General features: G+C 71.3%; 15 protein-coding genes and 1 riboswitch. Of the genes, 8 read left to right on the top strand and 7 right to left on the bottom strand.

What is annotated here, in order from left to right:
• From ABZ318_RS21765 to ABZ318_RS21755, 3 genes are all read right to left on the bottom strand, one after another.
• Positions 1-903: serine/threonine-protein kinase (locus ABZ318_RS21765; protein WP_356904135.1), on the bottom strand; the 903-nt coding region annotated here is incomplete at its 3' end.
• Positions 904-1,067: 164 nt separating this feature from the next.
• Positions 1,068-3,374 (bottom strand): immune inhibitor A domain-containing protein, encoded by a 2,307-nt coding sequence (locus ABZ318_RS21760; protein ID WP_356904134.1) that lies wholly within the window; start codon positions 3,372-3,374, stop codon positions 1,068-1,070.
• 143 nt (positions 3,375-3,517) lie between these two features.
• A complete protein-coding gene (locus ABZ318_RS21755; RefSeq protein WP_356904133.1) occupies positions 3,518-4,399 on the bottom strand; it encodes an NAD(P)-binding domain-containing protein in 882 nt (293 codons plus the stop codon).
• Positions 4,400-4,498: 99 nt separating this feature from the next.
• Here ABZ318_RS21755 and ABZ318_RS21750 point away from each other — a divergent pair, with 99 nt between their 5' ends.
• Together ABZ318_RS21750 and ABZ318_RS21745 are read left to right on the top strand one after the other, a co-directional pair.
• Entirely contained in the window at positions 4,499-4,849 is a 351-nt protein-coding gene (locus ABZ318_RS21750) for a helix-turn-helix domain-containing protein (RefSeq protein ID WP_356904132.1), read from the top strand.
• A 286-nt stretch (positions 4,850-5,135) separates the two neighbouring features.
• Positions 5,136-6,377 (top strand): NAD(P)/FAD-dependent oxidoreductase, encoded by a 1,242-nt coding sequence (locus tag ABZ318_RS21745; protein ID WP_356904131.1) that lies wholly within the window; start codon positions 5,136-5,138, stop codon positions 6,375-6,377.
• Positions 6,378-6,419: 42 nt separating this feature from the next.
• Here the strand turns inward: ABZ318_RS21745 and ABZ318_RS21740 are convergent, their stop codons facing one another.
• Positions 6,420-7,772: a trehalose-6-phosphate synthase gene (locus tag ABZ318_RS21740; protein WP_356904130.1), complete on the bottom strand. Its 1,353-nt coding sequence runs from the start codon at positions 7,770-7,772 to the stop codon at positions 6,420-6,422.
• A gap of 92 nt (positions 7,773-7,864) precedes the next feature.
• On the bottom strand, positions 7,865-8,833 hold the full coding sequence (locus ABZ318_RS21735) for a glucosyl-3-phosphoglycerate synthase (protein ID WP_356904129.1): 969 nt from the start codon (positions 8,831-8,833) through the stop codon (positions 7,865-7,867).
• 149 nt (positions 8,834-8,982) lie between these two features.
• A riboswitch (SAM riboswitch) is annotated at positions 8,983-9,181 on the top strand.
• Here ABZ318_RS21735 and thrC point away from each other — a divergent pair.
• From thrC to ABZ318_RS21710, 5 genes are all read left to right on the top strand, one after another.
• Positions 9,175-10,482, top strand: coding sequence for a threonine synthase (thrC, locus tag ABZ318_RS21730; protein WP_356904128.1), 1,308 nt, complete (start codon positions 9,175-9,177; stop codon positions 10,480-10,482). Its footprint overlaps the riboswitch before it by 7 nt.
• 14 nt (positions 10,483-10,496) lie before the next feature.
• The gene (locus ABZ318_RS21725; RefSeq protein WP_351180164.1) at positions 10,497-10,775 is read left to right on the top strand and encodes a MoaD/ThiS family protein; all 279 of its coding nucleotides are present in this window, start codon (positions 10,497-10,499) and stop codon (positions 10,773-10,775) included.
• Positions 10,776-11,164: 389 nt separating this feature from the next.
• The gene (locus ABZ318_RS21720) at positions 11,165-11,368 is read left to right on the top strand and encodes a cold-shock protein (protein WP_015035246.1); all 204 of its coding nucleotides are present in this window, start codon (positions 11,165-11,167) and stop codon (positions 11,366-11,368) included.
• Between the two features lie 335 nt (positions 11,369-11,703).
• On the top strand, positions 11,704-13,332 hold the full coding sequence (gene groL, locus ABZ318_RS21715) for a chaperonin GroEL (protein ID WP_030693129.1): 1,629 nt from the start codon (positions 11,704-11,706) through the stop codon (positions 13,330-13,332).
• 125 nt (positions 13,333-13,457) lie between these two features.
• Positions 13,458-13,931 (top strand): SRPBCC domain-containing protein, encoded by a 474-nt coding sequence (locus ABZ318_RS21710; protein WP_356904127.1) that lies wholly within the window; start codon positions 13,458-13,460, stop codon positions 13,929-13,931.
• 13 nt (positions 13,932-13,944) lie between these two features.
• Here the strand turns inward: ABZ318_RS21710 and ABZ318_RS21705 are convergent, their stop codons facing one another.
• A complete protein-coding gene (locus ABZ318_RS21705; RefSeq protein ID WP_356904126.1) occupies positions 13,945-14,682 on the bottom strand; it encodes a class I SAM-dependent methyltransferase in 738 nt (245 codons plus the stop codon).
• A 356-nt stretch (positions 14,683-15,038) separates the two neighbouring features.
• Between ABZ318_RS21705 and ABZ318_RS21700 the strand changes: the two genes are divergently transcribed.
• Complete coding sequence (locus ABZ318_RS21700) at positions 15,039-18,248, top strand: FG-GAP-like repeat-containing protein (RefSeq protein ID WP_356904125.1); 3,210 nt, start codon at positions 15,039-15,041, stop codon at positions 18,246-18,248.
• A gap of 84 nt (positions 18,249-18,332) precedes the next feature.
• Here ABZ318_RS21700 and ABZ318_RS21695 read toward each other — a convergent pair whose 3' ends face one another.
• Entirely contained in the window at positions 18,333-19,055 is a 723-nt protein-coding gene (locus ABZ318_RS21695; protein ID WP_356904124.1) for a transporter substrate-binding domain-containing protein, read from the bottom strand.
• Positions 19,056-19,229 lie beyond the last annotated feature (174 nt).

Below are 19,229 nucleotides of genomic sequence, written 5' to 3'. Positions count from 1 at the left end.
ACCGGGGCGACGCCGTCGTCGGCCGGGACGGGGGCGCGTGATGCACACCGTTCCCGACGGCGTGGAGGTCGTCGCGAGCCGGGAGGAGGCCCGTCCGACCAGGGCCAGGAGGGCCTCCGGGGTGGGGCGGGCGGCGGGGTCGGGGGCGAGGCAGGGGAGGACGAGCTCGGCCGCCCCGTCGGGCAGGCCGGTCAGGTCGAGGTCGGCCTCGGCCGCGCGCACCAGCTGCTCCATCGCCGTGCCGTGGCCCATGCCGCGGTACGGGCTGCGGCCGGTGACCAGGTGGAAGAGGGTGGCGCCGAGCGAGAAGACGTCGGAGGCGGGGGTGGTGGGTTCGCCGCGGGCCTGTTCGGGAGCGGCGAACGGGATGGTGCCGAGCGCGCTGCCGGTGCGGGTCAGGTCGGCGGCCTGCGAGATGCCGAAGTCGATCACCCGGGGCCCGTCCTCGGGCAGCAGGATGTTGGACGGCTTCACATCGCGGTGGACCAGGCCGGCGGCGTGGATGCTGACCAGGGCCTCGGCCGTCCCGGCGGCGATCCAGGGCAGGGCGTCGGCGGGCAGCGGCCCGAGGGCGGCGACCAGGTTGCTCAGGGAGGGTGCCGGGATGTACTCGGTGGCCATCCAGGGGACGGGGGCTTCGGCGTCGGCGGCCACGACCCCGGCGGTGTACGCGCCGCGGACGCGCTGGGCCAGGGCCGCCTCGCGGGCGAAGCGGCGCCGGTCCGCGGGGGCGACGGTGCCCGCGTCGGAGGGGACGAGCAGGGTCTTGACCGCGACGGTACGGCCGCCGGGGGAGCGGGCCACGTACACCCGTCCCATGCCGCCACTGGCCAGTTCGGTGAGCACGGTGTACGGGCCGATCCGGTCCCCGGGGCGCACGGACCCCGTCCACTCCGCCTGCACGGCGCCTCCCCCTCCGTCGTGATCGCGTTCCCCCGAGAGGCAGCCTAGGGGAACTGTCCGCAACTCCGGTCGTACGGTGGGAGGTTCGGTGACGGCAGATGTGAGGAGGGGCGGTACGGGAGGCCTGAAGCCCGCCCGTACCGCCCCTCCTCGGGTTGTACGGATCAGTGCGCGGCCGGGTTGGCGACGCTGATCGTCAGGTCGTCGCCGGCGTCACCGGTGACCGTGACGCGCACGCCGTGACCGGCGACCTTCACGCTGGCCTGCGGGGCCGTCGTGTCGTAGTACGCGTTCGGGTCGGTGTCGTCGAAGACCGGGATGCCCGGGGCGGAGGGGGCGCAGGCCGCCAGCGTCTGGACGGTCTGGTTCGGTCCCTTGCCGGTCAGGACCTCCTTGTGGAGGCAGGTGGCGTCCGTGGCCTCCAGGCCGAAGGTCGCGTCGAAGGGCTGACGCCGGTTGCTGGGCGCGGTCCCGTCGGCGTACCGGAAGGGGGCCGGGCGGGCGTCGACGGCCATCGCCGAGCCGCCGCCGGGGTGGTTGCTGACGTTGTTGTCGTCGAAGGAGCGGTCGACGTACCAGACCAGCATGCCGTTCTGGAACTTGAACCACTCGACCCAGTCCGGGGCGGTGACGCCCTTGCTGAACTGGTACGGGCCCTCGGCGAGGAGTGCGTCGGAGCCGACGTACTCGCGGTTCTCCACGAGGTAGTACCGCGGGGCGGTGGCCGTCTCGGTGCCGGTCGAGATCTTCCAGCGGCCCTGTGCGGTCCAGCCGCCCACGCCCTGCTCGACGTCGTCCGACGCCAGGGTCGTCCCGCCGGAGGTCAGCGTGACGTCGTCCAGGAACGCGCCGGCGAAGTGCACGCCGCCGTCGCTCTGGTAGCGGAAGCGGAAGAGGGACGGCTTGCCGGCGGAGTCGTACGAGTAGCGCAGCGTCGTCCACTTGCCGGCCGAGGAGCCGGAGACGGACGCGCCCGCGCGGGCCCAGGTCGCCCCGCCGTCGAGGGAGTACTCGGCGAAGAGGTAGTCGAAGTCGGCCTCGATCTCGTACCAGGCGCTCGCCTTGACGGTCACGCGCGGGGCGGCCGGGACGGAGCGGGTGAGGGACTGGTTGAGGCCGTCGGCGGAGCCGGTCCACCAGGCGTGCGTGCCCGAGGTGGGCGTGGCGTAGGTGGTGCTGCTCGTCTTGTCCGGGAGCGCGATGCGGACGGCCTGCTCCTTGCCGGTGACTTGGAGCGCGGCCGGGTTCAGCGTGTACGTGCCGGTGGCGCCGAGCGGCGCGTCGGCGTGGTCCAGCCAGCCGAGGAAGAGCTTCTCCTCGGCACCCATGAGGCCGGGGTGGGTGCCGATGCCCTCGTTGGCGGCGGCGCCGTGGCCGAGCCAGGAGCCGGAGCTCATCAGGGTCCAGAAGGCGGTGGAGTTCTCGCCGCCGTCGGTGTCGTAGTAGTCCGGCAGGCCGAGGTCGTGGCCGAACTCGTGGCAGAAGACGCCGAGTCCGCCGTTCTCGCCCTCGGTGGTGTAGTCGCCGAGCCAGTACCTGGACTGGCCGATGCGGGCGCCGCCGGCCTTGTTCTGCGTACCGGACACATCGGGTCCGGTCAGGCCGTAGTCGTCGCCGTTCACGTACCAGCGGTGGGACCAGATGGCGTCCTCGCCCTGTGCGCCGCCGCCCGCGTCCTCGCCCATGCCGGCGTGCACGGCCTGGAAGTGGTCGATGTAGCCGTCGGCCTCGTCGAAGTTGCCGTCGTGGTCCCAGTCGTTGCGGTCCCAGACGTCGAACTGGGCGAGGTACGCGTCGATCTCGGCCGGGGTTTTGCCGGCGGCGAGCTGGGCGTTCCACCAGGCGTCGCCGGTGTCCTGGATGAAGGCCCAGGAGCCGCCGGTGTCCTCGACGGAGTTGTCGCCGTAGGTGGAGGCGTTGCCGGGGACCTTGACCCAGTCCTCGACGGTGTTGGAGACCGAGTAGCGGCCGCTGGACAGCTTCTCGTAGAAGGTCTTCATGGACTCGCCGGAGCCGTTGAAGTGGTTCTCGTAGTAGGCCTTCGAGAAGTCGGCGGTCCAGGCGTTGGAGTTGTCCGTGGTCCGGTCGGGCTGCGGTATCCGGTTGTGCAGCGGGCCGGGGACGGTGCCGAGCTTGCCGGAGCCCTGGTCGCCGAACTCGGAGAGGATCGTGAAGATCTTCTCCTGGCGGGTGGCGGTGGTGGTCTCGGTCTCGGTGAACTTGCCGGGCGCGACCTCGACGACGCCCTTGGCGTTCGCCTTGGCCTTGCCCTTGGCGATCAGGTCGATCGCCTGCTCGCGCAGCTGGGTGCGCTGCTTCGTGAGGGGCCCGGGGCGGTTGTCGGGCCGGTGCGCGTTCGCGCCCGCCGGTGCGGCGTCCCGGGCTTCCTGCGCGGCGGCGGGGGTGAGCCCCGCGGCGAGGAGTGCGGTGAGCGCCGACCCGATGGTCATGCCCACGACAATCTTCTTCACGTGTTTTGCGATCCTTCCGCTTGCCTCATGCGTCTCATGGGGAAAAACGGATCGCCTGGGGGAACGATCGCCGTGAGTCTGACACGGGAGGACCCCTCAGGAGGAGGGGTCGGTCGTACCGATTACCAGTCACGGGTCACCGGTTACCGGAGCAGCAGGTCCACCACGCCGGTGAGGCCCTCCTCACCGCTGCCCGTCTCCAGCCGGCGGCGCATCAGCTCGAAGTACGGCAGGAGCAATTCGGTGCTCACCCCCTGCTGTTCGGCCGTGGCCAGGAAGGTCGGGGTCCCGGCCACCTGCATGGCGAGAGGGGACGCCACCCCCTCGGTGTAGTCGCCGGACCGCAGCTGGGCCGCGGTCCCATGGACGCTCCGGGCCATGGCGGCGAGCCAGTCGGCGAGCAGCGGGGCGAACGCCACGGGATCGACGTCCTCCCTCCGGACCAGCGCGAAGGCGTGCGCGGCCCCCGCGAACATCCCGTACATGGCGCTGAGCAGAGCCACGTCGTACAGGGCGGCGAACCCGGCGTCCTCCCCGACGTACTTCGCGCCGACGGGGACGGAGAGGGCGGCCCGACGGAACTCGAACGACTCCCGCGAACCGCTGTAGAAGACGTACCCGCCGGCCTCCGGGACGCCCACCATCGGCGGGACGGCCATGATGCCGCCGTCCAGGTACCGGGCGCCCCGCTCCTCGGCCCACGCGGCCCGGGCCCGGGCCTGGGCAGGGGTCGTGGTGGTCAGGTTGACGAGGTCCTTGCCGGCCAGGTCCGCGTCGGCGAGGACCGCGCCCACCGAGTCGTCGTCGAGGAGGCAGACCACGACGAGCCCGCTCGCCGCGACGGCCCCGGCCGCACTCTCGGCGGCCTTCGCCCCCTCGGCGGCGAGCGCCTCGGCGCGGCCCGGGGTGCGGTTCCAGACGGTGAGCGGATGCCCGGCGGCGAGCCAGGCGCGGGCGAGGGCGGTACCCATGGAGCCGAGGCCGAGGAGGGAGACGGGGGACTTGTCAGCACTGTTCTGCGTCATGCCCGAAAGGCTGCTCCAGCGCCTCCGACCTGCTCAAGTACCCACTTGGAAGTGGGTGGTTACCCTGAGGTGAGCGAACAGGTCAGAGGGGTGGGGCTGATGGCGACACTGAACCGGCCGGGTGCGCCCGACGGGCACATCTGCGGCATCGACACCGCGATGGAGGTGATCGGCGGCAAGTGGAAGGTGCTCATCCTCTGGGCCCTCCACGAGCAGCCCCACCGCCGCTTCGGCGAACTGCGCCGCCTGATTCCGGGCATCACGGAGAAGGTCCTCGCCTCCCACCTGCGCGAGCTGGAGACGGACGGCATCGTCGACCGCGTCTCCCACGACGAGGTCCCGCCCCGCGTCGAATACGCCCTCACCCCCTCCGGCATCCGCCTCAACGAAGCCCTGGAGCCGCTGGCGGCGTGGGGCAGGGAGCGGCGGGAGGAACGAACGACCGCCTGAGCCGCTGATGGGCCATGCCGTGACCTCGGCCCACGACAGCCCGCACGACGGCCTCGGTCCACGACGGCCCGCACGACGGCCTCGGTCCACGACGGCCCGCACGACGGCCTCGGCCCACCGGGGCGACACGGCCCTGGAGGCGGGCCGGGACGGTCGCCCCGCGGCTCGGTGAGAACGCCGAGCCGGCCTGGTCTAGCGTGGAAGGGACGCACCGCGGCAGACGGCAGACGCCCTCTGCCCGGAGCCGATTCCACCGGGCGGTGTGCTCGATCGGCAGGTGAGGTCCATGACCAGCACGGCCGGCGCGTCCGGCGCCGAAACCCATGACCACGACGTGATCGTCGTCGGCGCACGGTGTGCGGGTGCGCCGACCGCCATGCTTCTGGCCCGCCTCGGTCACCGGGTCCTCCTCGTCGACCGGGCGACGTTCCCGAGCGACACGATCTCCACCCATCTGATCCACCCGCCCGGTCTGGCCGCGCTCGAGCGCTGGGGGCTGCTGGACCGGGTGGTCGGGACCGGCTGTCCCCCCATCGACACCTATGCCTACGACCTCGGCCCCTACGTCATCACCGGGTCCCCTGCCGGTGAGGGCTTCGAAGCCTCCTACGCCCCACGCCGCACGGTCCTGGACGAGATCCTCGTCGACGCCGCCACAGAGTCGGGCGTCGAGGTCCGACAGGGCTTCACCGTCGAGGAGATCCTGTTCGACGGCGGCACGGTCACCGGAACCAAGGGGCACGGCAAGGACGGCAGGACCGTCACCGACCACGCCCGGATCGTCGTCGGCGCCGACGGACTCCACTCGTCCGTCGCGAAGGCGACAGGCGCCACGGCGTACGCGGAGAAGCCCAAGATCAACGCCTACTACTACACCTACTGGGCAGGACTGCCCATGAACGGGACCTTCGAGGCGTTCGACCGCGAGGGCCGCGCCTTCGCCGCATGGCCCACCAACGACGACCTGACGATGGTCATCTGCGCCTGGCCCATGCGCGACTTCGAGGCCAACCGCGGCGACGTCGAGGGCAGCTACCACGCCGCGCTGGCCCGCGAGCCGGCCTTCGCCGAACGGGTCTCGAAGGCCACCCGGGCCGAGCGGTTCGTCGGCACGGCCATCCCGAACTACCTCCGCAAACCCTACGGCCCCGGCTGGATCCTCGTGGGCGACGCCGGATACCTGAAAGATCCCATCACCGCCCAGGGCATCCAGGACGCCTTCCGGGACGCGGAGCGGTGCGCCCGAGCACTCGACGACGCGCTCGGCGGCCGTCGGCCCTTCGACGAAGCCATGGGGGCCTGCCAGGAGGCGAGGGACTCCGAGGTCATGAGCATGTACGAGTTCACGGCCGAGTTCGCGGTCCTGGAACCACCGCCCCCCGAGATGCAGGAACTGCTCTTCGCCGTGTCCCGGAGCCGCTCGGCACAGGACGAGTTCGTCCGGGTGACGGCCGGCGTGACGCGACCGGAGGAGTTCTTCGGACACATGCAGGAACGGATGGAGCACCAGGCGCCCCACGCCGCCTAGGGCCTGCCCCTTCGACGGGCCGGTCGGTCGAAGAGGCGGAACCTAGCTCCGCAGCGCCTCCAGCTGGTTCAGGAACCAGCGCTGCGGGGGCTGGGACGTGGCCGTGGACGCCAGGCGTTTCGTGCGGTCCGTGCGTTCGGGCGGGGGCATCGTGAGGGCCGCGTGCAGGGCCTCGGCGGTCTCCGTCACGTCGAAGGGGTTCACCGTGAGCGCGTCCTCGTGGAGTTCCTCGTAGGCGCCCGCCTCCCGGGACAGGACGAGGGCGCAGCCCGCCTCCGAGACGACCGGTATCTCCTTCGCGACCAGGTTCATGCCGTCGCGCACCGGGTTCACCAGGGCCACGTCCGCCAGGCGGTAGGCGGCCAGGGAGCGGGTGAAGTCGTCCTTCACCGAGACCAGGACCGGCTGCCAGTCCGCCGTGCCGAACTCGGCGTTGATCTCCTCCGCCAGATCCCTCACCGCCGTCGTGTACGTGCGGTAGGAGTCCAGGTCCTGGCGGGACGGGTACGCCGAGGCCAGGTGGACCACCCGGTCCCGCCATTCCGGGTGGGTGGTCAGGAGCTCCCGGTAGGCCAGCAGGCCGCGCAGGATGTTCTTCGACGGCTCCGTGCGGTCGACCCTGACGATGCTCTTGCGGCCGCCGATCTCCGCGCGGAGCCCCGCCAGGCGCTCGTCCACCTCCGGGCGGTGCGCCAGCGCCCGCAGCTCCTCGCCGTCGACGCCCAGGGGGTACGCCGCGACCCGCGTGCGCCCGAGGTCGCCCGCGCACTCCTCGAACGCCGACGCCCAGGCCCGGGTGTGGAAGCCCAGCCGGTCCGCGCCGAGCATGCCCCGGAGGAGTTCCTCGCGGATGTCGGTCGGGAGCATCCGCAGGTACGGGGGCGAGGCCCACGGCGTGTGGGTGAAGTGGGCGATGCGGAGGTCCGGGCGGAGCGCGCGGAGCTGACCGGGGACGAGGGCCAGGTGGTAGTCCTGGACCAGGACCGCCGCGCCCTCCGCGGCCTCCGCCGCCAGCGCCTCGGCGAAGGCGCGGTTGTAGGCGCGGTACGACTCCCAGCGGCGGCGGAACTCCGCGTCGAAGACCGGCTCGCGCGGGATGTCGTACAGGTGGTGGTGGAGGAACCACAGCACCGAGTTCGCGATGCCGTTGTACGCGTCGGCGTACACGGACGGATCGATGTCCAGCATGCGGACGCCCGGTTCGGCGATGCCCCGCCGGACCGCCTCCCGGTCGCCCTCGCCGAGCGCCGCGCACACCCAGAGACTGTCCTGGGAGCCGATGGCGCTCAGACCCGAGACCAGGCCGCCGCCGCCCCTTCGGGCGTCGAGCGAGCCGCCCTCGCCGAGCACGTACGAGACGGGGCCCCGGTTGGATGCGACGAGCACAGTAGCCATGTGGCGAACCTAGCCCGTCCCGTAAACGCTCAAACGTACGTATACGAGACAGGCTGATCCGGCCACGCTCAGTCGCCGCGGCGGGCGCCGCGTCACGCCACGCGCCGCTGCGCGTACTCCGTGATCTCGGCCATCGGCGGGCGCTCCTCCGTGTCCACCGCGTACGTCCGCGGCTCGAAGCCCTTCTCGCCCCGCTCGAACTGCGTCAGCCACGGCCGCACCAGATGCCCCCGCGAGAGCCGCAGCTGCGCCGTCCGGTAGATCGCCGCCGCCATCCGGCCCAGCGCCTGCCCGTCCTGGTGCCGGTGCTTGCGCACCCCCACGTCCACCTGTGCGAGCGCGTCCAGGCCCACCGTGTGCAGGGCGTCCACGAGCAGGCCCAGCTCCACTCCGTAACCGACGGGGAACGGGAGGCGCTCAAGGAGCGAGCGGCGTGCCGCGTACTCGCCGCCGAGGGGCTGCACGAAGCCGGCCAGCCGCGGCCAGTGGAGGTTGAGCAGCGGGCGGGCCACCAGCTCCGTCACCCTGCCGCCCTGGCCCGGAGTCCTGCCGGAGGCGAGCCCGTCGAGTTCGGTGCCGAAGGGGCGGTCGTACATCGCCTTCACGAAGTCGACGTCCGGGTCGGTGAGGAGCGGGCCCACGATCCCCGTCACGAAGTCCGCCGAGAAGTCCCGCAGGTCCGCGTCGACGAAGCACACGACGTCCCCGCTCGTCACCATCAGCGACCGCCACAGGACCTCGCCCTTGCCGGGCACGGCCGGTATCCGGGGGAGTATCGAGTCCCGCGCGACCACCCGCGCGCCGGCGGCCGCGGCCACCTCCGCCGTGCGGTCCGTGGAACCCGAGTCGATCACCACCAGCTCGTCGACGAGCGGCACCGCCTCCGTCATCAGCTCGCGGCGGATCACGGCGACGATGTCCCCGACCGTCGCCTCCTCGTTCAGCGCCGGCAGGACGACGCTGACCTTCGTGTTCCGCTTGGCGGCGAGGATCCGCTCCAGCGGCCTGTCCGCCACGGACCAGGACCGCCGGTCCAGCCAGCGCTCCACCTCTTCCAGCACCTGATCTCCATCTCGCGGTTCGGACGGCCGGTCCACGCCTCCGGGCCTTCGGTTACAGTCTTGAACAACGCGGATGCCCGATGCACGTCGGGGTGCCGCCCGCGTCGGAGCGCAGGAACGAAAGTCCACCGCGCTTCACAATCGAATACCGCTCATCCAGAGGGGCAGAGGGAAACGGCCCGTTGAAGCCCCGGCAACCCTCCAGTCGGTTTGTCTCGCCCACCCGTCTCCCGGCCACCACCCCTAGTGGTGTCCTGACGGACGCAGCTTGTTTGCGCGAGGTCCCCGGCTAGGGAAGGTGCCAAATCCGTCTCATGGCGAAAAATTCGTCAATGGGAAAGATGAGGAGAAAGGGCCTCGCCTCCATGGCTGTACAGACCGCTACCCCCGCCACCGTCGACCTCGGTCCCGCGTCCGGACTCTCCTGTCGCGAATGCGGTGAGGTCTTCCCGCTCGGCCCGATCTTCGCCTGCGAACTCTGTTTCGGACCGCTCGAAGTCGCGTACGAGCTTCCCACCGGCGACCCCGAGGCGCTGCGCAAGCAGATCGAGGCCGGCCCCGCCAACATCTGGCGCTACGCCCCGCTGCTGCCCGTCCCCGCCGACGTCGCCGAGAAGCCGAACCTGAACCCCGGCTGGACCAAGCTCGTCCAGGCCGACAACCTCGCCCGCGAGATCGGCGTCGCCCCCGGCAAGCTCTTCGTCAAGGACGACTCCGGCAACCCGACCCACTCCTTCAAGGACCGGGTCGTCGCCCAGGCCCTCGAAGCCGCCCGCGCCTTCGGCTTCACCACCCTCTCCTGCTCCTCCACCGGCAACCTGGCCGGCGCCGTCGGCGCCGCCGCCGCCCGCGCCGGCTTCCGCTCCTGCGTGTTCATCCCGCACGACCTGGAGCAGGGCAAGGTCGTCATGGCCGGTGTCTACGGCGGTGACCTCGTCGCCATCGAGGGCAACTACGACGACGTCAACCGCTTCTGCTCGGAGCTCATCGGCGACCCGCTCGGCGAGGGCTGGGGCTTCGTGAACGTCAACCTCCGCCCGTACTACGGCGAGGGCTCCAAGACGCTCGCGTACGAGATCTGCGAGCAGCTCGGCTGGGTCATCCCCGACCAGCTCGTCATCCCGATCGCCTCCGGCTCCCAGCTCACGAAGATCGACAAGGGTCTGCAGGAGCTCATCAAGCTGGGCCTCGTCGAGGACAAGCCGTACAAGATCTTCGGCGCCCAGGCCGAGGGCTGCTCCCCGGTCTCCGCCGCCTTCAAGGCCGGCCACGACGTCGTCCGGCCGCAGAAGCCGAACACCATCGCCAAGTCGCTCGCCATCGGCAACCCGGCCGACGGCCCCTACGTCCTCGACATCGCCCGCCGGACCGGCGGCGCCGTGGAGGACGTGAACGACGAGCAGGTCGTGGACGCGATCAAGCTCCTCGCGCAGACCGAGGGCATCTTCGCGGAGACCGCGGGCGGCGTGACCGTCGGCGTGACGAAGAAGCTCGTCGAGGCGGGTCTGATCGACCCGGACCTCACCACCGTCGTCCTCAACACCGGCGACGGACTCAAGACCCTGGACGCGGTGGCCGACACCTCTCAGGCGACCGCCACCATCCGCCCGAGCCTGGACGCGTTCCGCGACGCCGGCCTGGCGCTCTGAAAGGTTACGAACACATGGCCGTGAACGTCCGCATCCCCACCATCCTCCGCACCTACACGGGCGGCCAGGCCGAGGTCCAGGCCGAGGGCGCGACCCTCGCCGAGGTCATCGCCGACCTGGAGAAGAACCACACGGGCATCGCCGCCCGCGTCCTGGACGACCAGGGCAAGCTGCGCCGCTTCGTCAACGTCTACGTGAACGACGACGACGTGCGCTTCGAGCAGGGCCTGGAGACGGCCACCCCGGCCGGCGCGGGCGTCTCGATCATCCCGGCCGTCGCCGGAGGCTGCTGAGCCTTACCAGTCAGTACGAATTGCCCCTTCCGCGCGATAAGCGGAAGGGGCAATTCTGCATGGTTGAGCGCGGTAGAGTTGGGGAAGTCCCCTCCGCTGCTCATGCCAGACGCATATGAGAATGCGTCTCCGCGCGACAAGAAGCAGCCAAAGTGCGTGCGCGTTGTGTACCTTCTGCACGCTTTGCCGGGCCCGACTTGCCCCGTGATCCAGGGGATTCTCCCCAATTCCCCTTTCCGCCATGCCCAGAATTCTCGGTCGAATGGCCTGTTGCAGAGGGCAGTTGGGCAGATACATTCAGCCGCGGTCGACGCGTTCCGGCGCAGAGGTCTGACCCGGGTCCGCGAAGTGCGGGTCCCGCGCAAGGGCCAGTAATAGGGGAGTTAGGCATGGCTCAGGGCACCGTCAAGTGGTTCAACGCGGAGAAGGGCTACGGCTTCATCGCGGTAGACGGTGGTGCGGATGTTTTCGTCCACTACAGCGCGATCCAGATGGATGGCTACCGCAGCCTCGAAGAGGGCCAGCGGGTCGAGTTCGAGATCTCGCAGGGCCAGAAGGGTCCGCAGGCGGACATGGTCAAGCTCGCCGTCTGAGCGCGGCGCGATCGGCCACCGACGCAACGCCGTCGAGGGGTCCGCATCCCTGAGGGGATGCGGACCCCTCGCGCGTTCCCGGCCCTCCCTCGGTCCACCTCTGGATCCACCCCCTGATCCACCTCCCGAAACTCGAGAGTCGCTTGCACTCTCATAGGGCGAGTGCTAATCATTGGCGTTAGCACTCGGAAGGTGAGAGTGCTACGAGGATCGGGCAGACGAGGCCGCCGGCCGGGTGGGGCAAGGAACCACGCGGAGTCGCGGAGGCCGTCCGTCGCGGGCGTCGGCGCGGTCCTGGAGCGTTATCCACCCCATGTCCGGGAGGACCACTTCACATGGCCAAGATCATCGCGTTCGACGAGGAGGCCCGGCGCGGTCTCGAGCGCGGCATGAACCAGCTCGCTGACGCCGTCAAGGTCACCCTCGGCCCCAAGGGCCGCAACGTCGTCCTCGAGAAGAAGTGGGGTGCCCCCACGATCACCAACGATGGTGTCTCCATCGCCAAGGAGATCGAGCTCGAGGACCCGTACGAGAAGATCGGCGCCGAGCTGGTCAAGGAAGTCGCCAAGAAGACGGACGACGTCGCCGGCGACGGTACGACCACCGCCACCGTCCTCGCCCAGGCGCTCGTCCGCGAGGGCCTCCGCAACGTCGCCGCCGGTGCCAACCCGATGGCCCTCAAGCGCGGCATCGAGAAGGCCGTCGAGGCCGTCTCCGGCGCCCTGCTCGAGCAGGCGAAGGATGTCGAGACCAAGGAGCAGATCGCTTCCACGGCCTCCATCTCCGCCGCCGACACCCAGATCGGCGAGCTCATCGCCGAGGCGATGGACAAGGTCGGCAAGGAAGGCGTCATCACCGTCGAGGAGTCCCAGACCTTCGGTCTGGAGCTGGAGCTCACCGAGGGCATGCGCTTCGACAAGGGCTACATCTCGGCGTACTTCGCCACCGACATGGAGCGCATGGAGGCGTCGCTCGACGACCCCTACCTCCTGATCGTCAACTCCAAGATCTCCTCCGTGAAGGACCTGCTCCCGCTCCTGGAGAAGGTCATGCAGTCGGGCAAGCCGCTGCTGATCATCGCCGAGGACGTCGAGGGCGAGGCCCTGTCGACCCTGGTCGTCAACAAGATCCGCGGCACCTTCAAGTCCGTCGCCGTCAAGGCCCCGGGCTTCGGCGACCGCCGCAAGGCGATGCTGAACGACATCGCCATCCTCACGGGCGGCACGGTCATCTCCGAGGAGGTCGGCCTCAAGCTCGAGAACGCCGGCCTGGACCTGCTGGGCCGCGCCCGCAAGGTCGTCATCACCAAGGACGAGACCACCATCGTCGACGGTGCCGGTGACAGCGACCAGGTCGCCGGTCGCGTGAACCAGATCCGCGCCGAGATCGAGAACTCCGACTCGGACTACGACCGCGAGAAGCTCCAGGAGCGCCTTGCGAAGCTGGCCGGCGGCGTGGCCGTCATCAAGGCCGGTGCCGCGACCGAGGTCGAGCTCAAGGAGCGCAAGCACCGCATCGAGGACGCCGTTCGCAACGCGAAGGCGGCCGTCGAGGAGGGCATCGTCGCCGGCGGTGGCGTGGCCCTGCTCCAGGCGTCGAACGTCTTCGAGAAGCTCGAGGCCGACCTGTCGGGCGACGAGGCCACGGGTGCGAACATCGTGAAGCTGGCCCTCGAGGCCCCGCTGAAGCAGATCGCCGTCAACGCCGGCCTCGAGGGCGGCGTCGTGGCGGAGAAGGTCCGCAACCTGCCCGTCGGCCACGGCCTGAACGCCGCGACCAACGAGTACGTCGACCTCATCGCCGAGGGCATCATCGACCCGGCCAAGGTCACGCGCTCCGCGCTGCAGAACGCCGCGTCGATCGCCGCGCTGTTCCTCACCACCGAGGCCGTCATCGCCGACAAGCCGGAGAAGGCCGCCGCGCCGGCCGGCGGCGGCATGCCGGGCGGTGACATGGACTTCTGATCCTGACGGATCGGCAGTCCATCGCTGAACGCGAACGAGGGCGGCACCCCCTGGTGGGGGTGCCGCCCTCGGGCGTTCGGCGGATGCTGGAAGGGGCGGGACTCCCCCGGGAAGGGATCGGAACCATGGTCACCCTCCTCACGACGCCGGCCGATCGCGAACTGGTCGTCACCCGCACGTTCGACGCCCCGCCGGCCCGCGTCTGGGAGGCCTGGACCCGGCCCGAGCACGTACGGGAGTGGTACGGGGGAGCCGGGCTGACCACGTCCGTCGTCGACATCGACCTGCGGGTGGGCGGCGCCTGGCGCTGGGGCCAGACCGGGCCGGGCGGTCAGGAGATCGTCTTCTCCGGCACGTACGAGGACGTCGTCCCGGCGGAGCGGCTCGACTACACGGAGGTCTTCGAGCAGATGCCGGACGCCGGGCACGTCCGCGTGACCCTCACCTTCGACGCGACCCCCGACGGCGGCACGGCCCTGACCAGCACCTCCTTCTGGCCCTCGAACGAGATCCGGGACCAGGCGCTGGCGGCGGGCATGGAGGCGGGGGTGAGGGAGCAGTACGACCGGCTGGCGGAGCACCTGGAGGGGATGCGGTGAGCCCCCGGCGGGGTCAGCGCCGGAAGAGGGCCGTCCAGAGGAAGGACTCGCCGAAGACCGGGGAGTCGGCGGTCTGCGCGTGCATGCGGCGCAGCTCGATCTCCGTGAGGTGGGCGAAGATCGCGCGGAGCGAGGTGTCGGTGTAGGCGAGTCCGCCCTCCAGGCGGCCCTTCCGGTAGAACTCGGCGTCCGGGAGCTCGGAGCCCATGCCGCCCTCGCCGGCCGCGAACGCGGTGAGCGCGAAGTGGCCGCCGGGGGCGAGGACGCGGTCGAGGAGGGCGAGGTAGGTGACGCGGCGGTGCGGGGGCAGGTGGTGGAAGCAGCCGGAGTCGTAGACGAGGTCGTACGGCCCGTCGAGGGGCGCGGTGAAGGCGTCGCCGCACAGGAACCGGACGTTCTCGGCGCCCGTCTCGGCGGCCCGTTCCTCCGCCCAGGCGATCGCGGTGGGCGAGAGGTCGACCGCGGTCACGTCGAAGCCGCCCGAGGCGAGGTGGAGGGCGTTCCGGCCGGGCCCGCAGCCGAGGTCGAGCACCCGGCCGCCGGCCGGGAGCAGGCCCTGCTCGACGTACGCCACGAGGTTCTCGTCGGGCTTGGCGACGAAGAACGGCACGGGCTTGTCCCGGTCCGCGTAGAAACCGTCCCACCACTCGGCCCCGCCCTCCGTCCAGCGGTCGGCGCCGGGCGAGAACAGGCCGTCGAGCAGGGTGAGGACGTCGTCGACGGTGCGGATGGTGCGGTCGGTCTGGCTCATGTGGATCTCCCCTCCGAGTCCCCCAAGAATACGGGGAGTTGGGGTAAAAGCCCAGGTCGGAGGTGGTGTGGAGACCCGGCAGGCGGGGCCTGGGTGGCCTCGTGGGCGGATGCCGGGGGTGGGGGAGGGGAGGGGGTCGCCGGTGGTCGGGCGGGGGCCTCCAGGGCCGGGAAAGGGCCGTTCTCGGTCATCGCCGGGAGGGTTTTCCGGTCGGGCGCCGGAGGGGGAGTTGAACGGGTTCGAAAAATATTCTGCGGGTGCTCCGGCCTCTGCTAGTGTCTGGCTGCTCGCGGGGGACGAGAGGCGGGACCACAGGCCCCTCCCCCGCGCCGTATTCCCTGGGGAGGGACTTCCACGTGATCAACCCGTCGGATCGACGTCGGCGCCGCCGTGCGCTCGGCCGCATCGCCCTCACCGTCACCCTCGCGGTGACGGCGGGGGTCGGCACCACCGTGGGGGCGGTGGCCGACACTCCCGGCGCGACGGCCGGCGAGGCCGTCGTCGTCAGTCCGGGCGCGCGCTTCGTACCCCGCGCCACCATCGTCCTGAACGCCGGCGAGACCGGCTTCCTCACCGCGCAGGAGGGCGACGACCGGCTCCGCTGGATCGACTACGCGACCGGCGCGGCGACCGTCCTCGAGCACCGCCTGCCGAAGCCGCTGGCGTACGACGTCGACGACTTCCGATTCGCCGAGTACCCGGCCGGCTTCGGACACGGCTCCGACACCGTGGCCATCTACTCGGAGAGCCCGACCCCGCACGTGACGCTCCAGCAGCGGGCCGGCTACGGGGAGACGGTCACGGTCCCGATCCCCGACGGGCAGACGTACGTCGCGACGTACGGAAACACCGTCATCACCCGCACCGGCACCGAGGGCGCCGTCACCGGCCTGAACCTCCTGCGCCCGACCGACGGCGGCGTGCAGGCCCAGCGGGTGGAGGACCTGCCCGAGGACTGGAACCTCTCCGTCGGCGAGGGCGACGCACGGTCGATCGCCGTCCATGGCACCAAGTGGGTCGACGCCACGATGAGCCAGGGCTGGTGGGTCGTCGACCTCGCGACCGGGAAGGTCAAGACGCTCCCCAACCAGAGCGAGAGCGTCTCCTTCGACAAGGACACCGTCCTCCAGCTGGGCTCCGAGTACGGCATCGCCGAGGTGTACGACCGCGACGACCTCAACGCGTCCCCGACCCGCCTCGACGTCCGGGACATCGCGTACGGCGACGTCGTACGCAAGCTCGGCGACCACCTGGTCACCGTGACCCCGCCCAACCCCGGAAACAACGAGTACCGGGGCAACGCCCTCTGGCAGTACGGCTCCGACACGCCCCTGCTCGACGTCTCCTCCACCGCCCTCAACCGCACGCCCGACGGCTCGATCCTCGTCGCGGGCGCCGAGAAGCGCACGGACCAGGGCGCGCTCGACTGGGGCTACTACCTCTTCTCCAAGGCCCCCGACGGCACCGTCACGCGCAAGCGCGTCGCGGGCATCACGGACATGGAGGCCAAGCCCGCCGGGATCTCCCTCGGCAGCGGCATCCTCACCACGGCCGACGACTCCCACCTCTACAGCCCCTCCACCTACATCGGCGGCTACCGGAGCACCTGGCTGAAGACCTCCGGGCGGCCCGAGGAGCTGCGCTCGACGGTCGACGGCCTCACGGGCGGCAGGGACGACGACTGCGGAAACTCCTCCGACGGCGGCTACTGCGTCAGCATGTTCGCGAGCGGTGACGGCCACCACGGCCGCAAGGCGGGCACCGAGCAGGACGTGACCATGCTCTACCGGAACGGTTCCGCCGCGTGGGGCCCCAGGCTTTCGACCGGTCTCGGCAGCCCGCGGCTCGTCGACCTCTCCGGTCGGTTCGGCGTCGTGGACCAGGGCTGGGACGGCAGCCAGGCCGTCGTCGAGTTCCGCGGCACCGACTCCGGCGCCGTGCTCCAGAAGCGCACCCCGGTCGCCTCGGCCGTCTGGGGCAACACGCTGTGGAGCGCTCTCGGTCGCCCGGACGGCAGCGGCAGCGTGTCGACCACCGTGGTCTCCAAGACCCTCCCGGCGGCGACCACCACCGTGCGGTCCTTCGACGCGGGCTGCGTCCCCGGCCAGCTCCAGGCCGTGGGCCGCCTGGTGTACTGGAAGTGCACGAACTCCTGGGGCGACGACTTCAAGGGCGCGGGCCTGTACGACCAGGCCAGCGGGCGCATCCTGCGCCTCGGCAAGGACGACGTCCTCCTCGGCGACGGTTACTTCGTCTCCCGCTCGGACGCCGACGGCCTCACGCTCTACGACGTCCACAACGGCCTCCCGACGAGCGGAAACCCCGCCGACGCGCCGCACCGCGTCGTCGCCACCCCCGCCGCCCTCGGCAAGAACACCGTCCGCCGCGCCGGCTGGACCGTCGACCGCTTCGGCGGGCACGTCGCCTACACCGGTGACGACCGCCGCGTGCGGATCGTCCCCTCCGGGGTCCCGGCCTCCCGGGCCGCCGTCATCGACGCCGACGCGGCCGCGTCCGTGAACGTCGCGACGGGCACCTGGAAGCCCCGCTGGTGGCTGTCCAAGCCCGCCGCCTCCTGGTCCCTCGAGCTCAGGCACAAGGGCACCGGCAAGGTCGTCCGCACCCTGACGGGCGGCGAGGCCCGTGGCCTGGTCGCTCCCACGTGGGACGGCAAGGACGCGGCGGGGAAGCTGCCTCCGAAGGGGGCCTACACGTGGACGCTCAGGGCGACGCCCGCCGACGGCGTCGACGCGGAACTGTCCGTCTCCGGCGCCCTCTCCGTCACCGGTGGCGCAGCCGTCTGGCGGGACCTCGCCGGGGACGACGGTTTCGGGGACCTGCTGGTGATGGACACGGCCGGGCTCGTGTCGATGTACCGGGGGACCGGGACGGGCGCGCTGTCCGCGCGGATCGCCGGTACGGGGACCAAGTTCGCGACAACCTCGGTGTTCGTGCCGACGGGAGACCTCGACGGCGACCGGTGCTCCGACGTCTACGCGCGCGTGGGCGACCAGCTGCGGGCGTACCGGCCCGGGTGCGGGAAGGTCGTCTCGGCCTCCTCGCCGTACACGGCGGTCGGCTCGGGCTGGGGACAGTACGACGTGATCACGTCCTCCGGCGACGTGAACGGCGACGGGTACGCCGACCTGATCGCCCGCCAGGCGTCCACCGGTGACGTGTACTTCTACGGCGGCACCGCCGACCACCGGCTCAAGACCCGGGTCCGGATCGGCACCAACTGGAAGCTGTACAAGAAGCTCGTCGGAGCCGGCGACCTCAACGGCGACGGACGCGGCGACCTGCTGGGCGTGGACGCCTCCGGTGTTCTCTGGCGGTACTACGGCACCGCGACCGGCGGCGTCGGCGCGCGCGTGAAGGTCGGCGGCGGCTGGGGCGGCTACTCCTCGCTCGTGGGCGTCGGCGATCTGTCGGGTGACGGCCGCGCCGACCTGCTGGCCCGCGACACCGCCGGGAAGCTGTGGCGCTACAGCGGTACGGGGACGGGCCTCTACGGGACCCGGGTGGCCGTCGGCAGCGGGTGGAGCGTCTTCAAGGGGCTCTACTGACCTGTGGGGGCTCCACTGCCCCCGTTCGACCCCGAGGGCCCGGTCGCGCAGTCGCGGCCGGGCCCTCGGGCGTCCCCCCGTCCGTCAGGCCGGCGGGGCCAGCAGGCCCGCCTCCTGGCCCGAGCGGCGCAGCGACTCCGCGACGAAACCGTTCGCCTTCAACTCCTCGACCGTGTCGCGGAGGAAGGCGACCGTCTCGGGGCGGCGCCCGACCGTCGTCCCCACGGCCTGCCGGATCTCCATGAACCGGCCCTCGATCAGCCGGACCTCCGGGTGCGCGGCGGCGTACGCGGTCATCGGCTGGCGGATGCCCGCGCCCGCCTCCAGGCCCTCGGACCGGAACACGTCGACGCCCTCCTCACCCCGTACGACCGTGGCGCGGTCCAGCGACCGCGACAGGAACAGGTCGTACGCGGAGCCCTTCTTGACCCCGATCCGCACGCCCGGCGCGTCCACCTCGGCCACGGTGGTGAGCGCCGAGTCGCGCGGCACGGCGTACACCCCCTCGATGACGACGTACGGGGCGGTGAACGCGACCTCCGCCTCCCGGGCCGGGTCCACGGCGAGGAAGCAGAGGTCGGCCCGGCCGTCCGCCATCGCCTCGAAGGACTTCCGCGCCGCGTCGAAGCAGAGCAGCTCGACGGGGAGGCCGAGCCGCGCCCCGATCTCCCGTGCCAGGTCCACGGTGATCCCGCCCGGCGCCTCGGGCGTGCCCTGGGCGAGGACGGGATTGCCGAGGTTGATCGAGGCCCGCAGGACTCCGGTGGGGGCGAGGTCGGAGGCGAGGGACTTCGGCGCGGTCGTCATGGGGCGGAGTCTAGGCGGCGGCGTTCCGGCGGACGCGGCCGAGGAGGACCGGCTCGTCCGCGTCCGTCGGCGCGGCCGGTGCCCCTCCTCCGGATCGTGCACGCTCATGCCCTGAGTCAACCGGCTCCGGCCGTACGGGGGTTGGCCCCACCCCCGACCCGCCAGCCCGCCGGA

It is taken from the genome of Streptomyces sp. NPDC006197 (genome assembly GCF_040613865.1).
In the GTDB taxonomy this organism is placed as follows: Bacteria; Actinomycetota; Actinomycetes; order Streptomycetales; family Streptomycetaceae; genus Streptomyces.
Note: the sequence above shows the minus strand (reverse complement) of the source record. Positions and strands in the feature narration are given on the sequence as shown.

What these genes read in the sequence shown, in the direction of transcription:
- ABZ318_RS21695 (WP_356904124.1), bottom strand. Translation starts at nt 19,055, where the DNA reads ATGACGACCGCGCCGAAGTCCCTCGCCTCCGACCTCGCCCCCACCGGA.
- ABZ318_RS21755 (WP_356904133.1), bottom strand. Translation starts at nt 4,399, where the DNA reads ATGACGCAGAACAGTGCTGACAAGTCCCCCGTCTCCCTCCTCGGCCTC.
- ABZ318_RS21705 (WP_356904126.1), bottom strand. Translation starts at nt 14,682, where the DNA reads ATGAGCCAGACCGACCGCACCATCCGCACCGTCGACGACGTCCTCACC.
- ABZ318_RS21720 (WP_015035246.1), top strand. Translation starts at nt 11,165, where the DNA reads ATGGCTCAGGGCACCGTCAAGTGGTTCAACGCGGAGAAGGGCTACGGC.
- ABZ318_RS21740 (WP_356904130.1), bottom strand. Translation starts at nt 7,772, where the DNA reads ATGGCTACTGTGCTCGTCGCATCCAACCGGGGCCCCGTCTCGTACGTG.
- ABZ318_RS21725 (WP_351180164.1), top strand. Translation starts at nt 10,497, where the DNA reads ATGGCCGTGAACGTCCGCATCCCCACCATCCTCCGCACCTACACGGGC.
- ABZ318_RS21745 (WP_356904131.1), top strand. Translation starts at nt 5,136, where the DNA reads ATGACCAGCACGGCCGGCGCGTCCGGCGCCGAAACCCATGACCACGAC.
- thrC (WP_356904128.1), top strand. Translation starts at nt 9,175, where the DNA reads ATGAGGAGAAAGGGCCTCGCCTCCATGGCTGTACAGACCGCTACCCCC.
- groL (WP_030693129.1), top strand. Translation starts at nt 11,704, where the DNA reads ATGGCCAAGATCATCGCGTTCGACGAGGAGGCCCGGCGCGGTCTCGAG.
- ABZ318_RS21750 (WP_356904132.1), top strand. Translation starts at nt 4,499, where the DNA reads ATGGCGACACTGAACCGGCCGGGTGCGCCCGACGGGCACATCTGCGGC.
- ABZ318_RS21710 (WP_356904127.1), top strand. Translation starts at nt 13,458, where the DNA reads ATGGTCACCCTCCTCACGACGCCGGCCGATCGCGAACTGGTCGTCACC.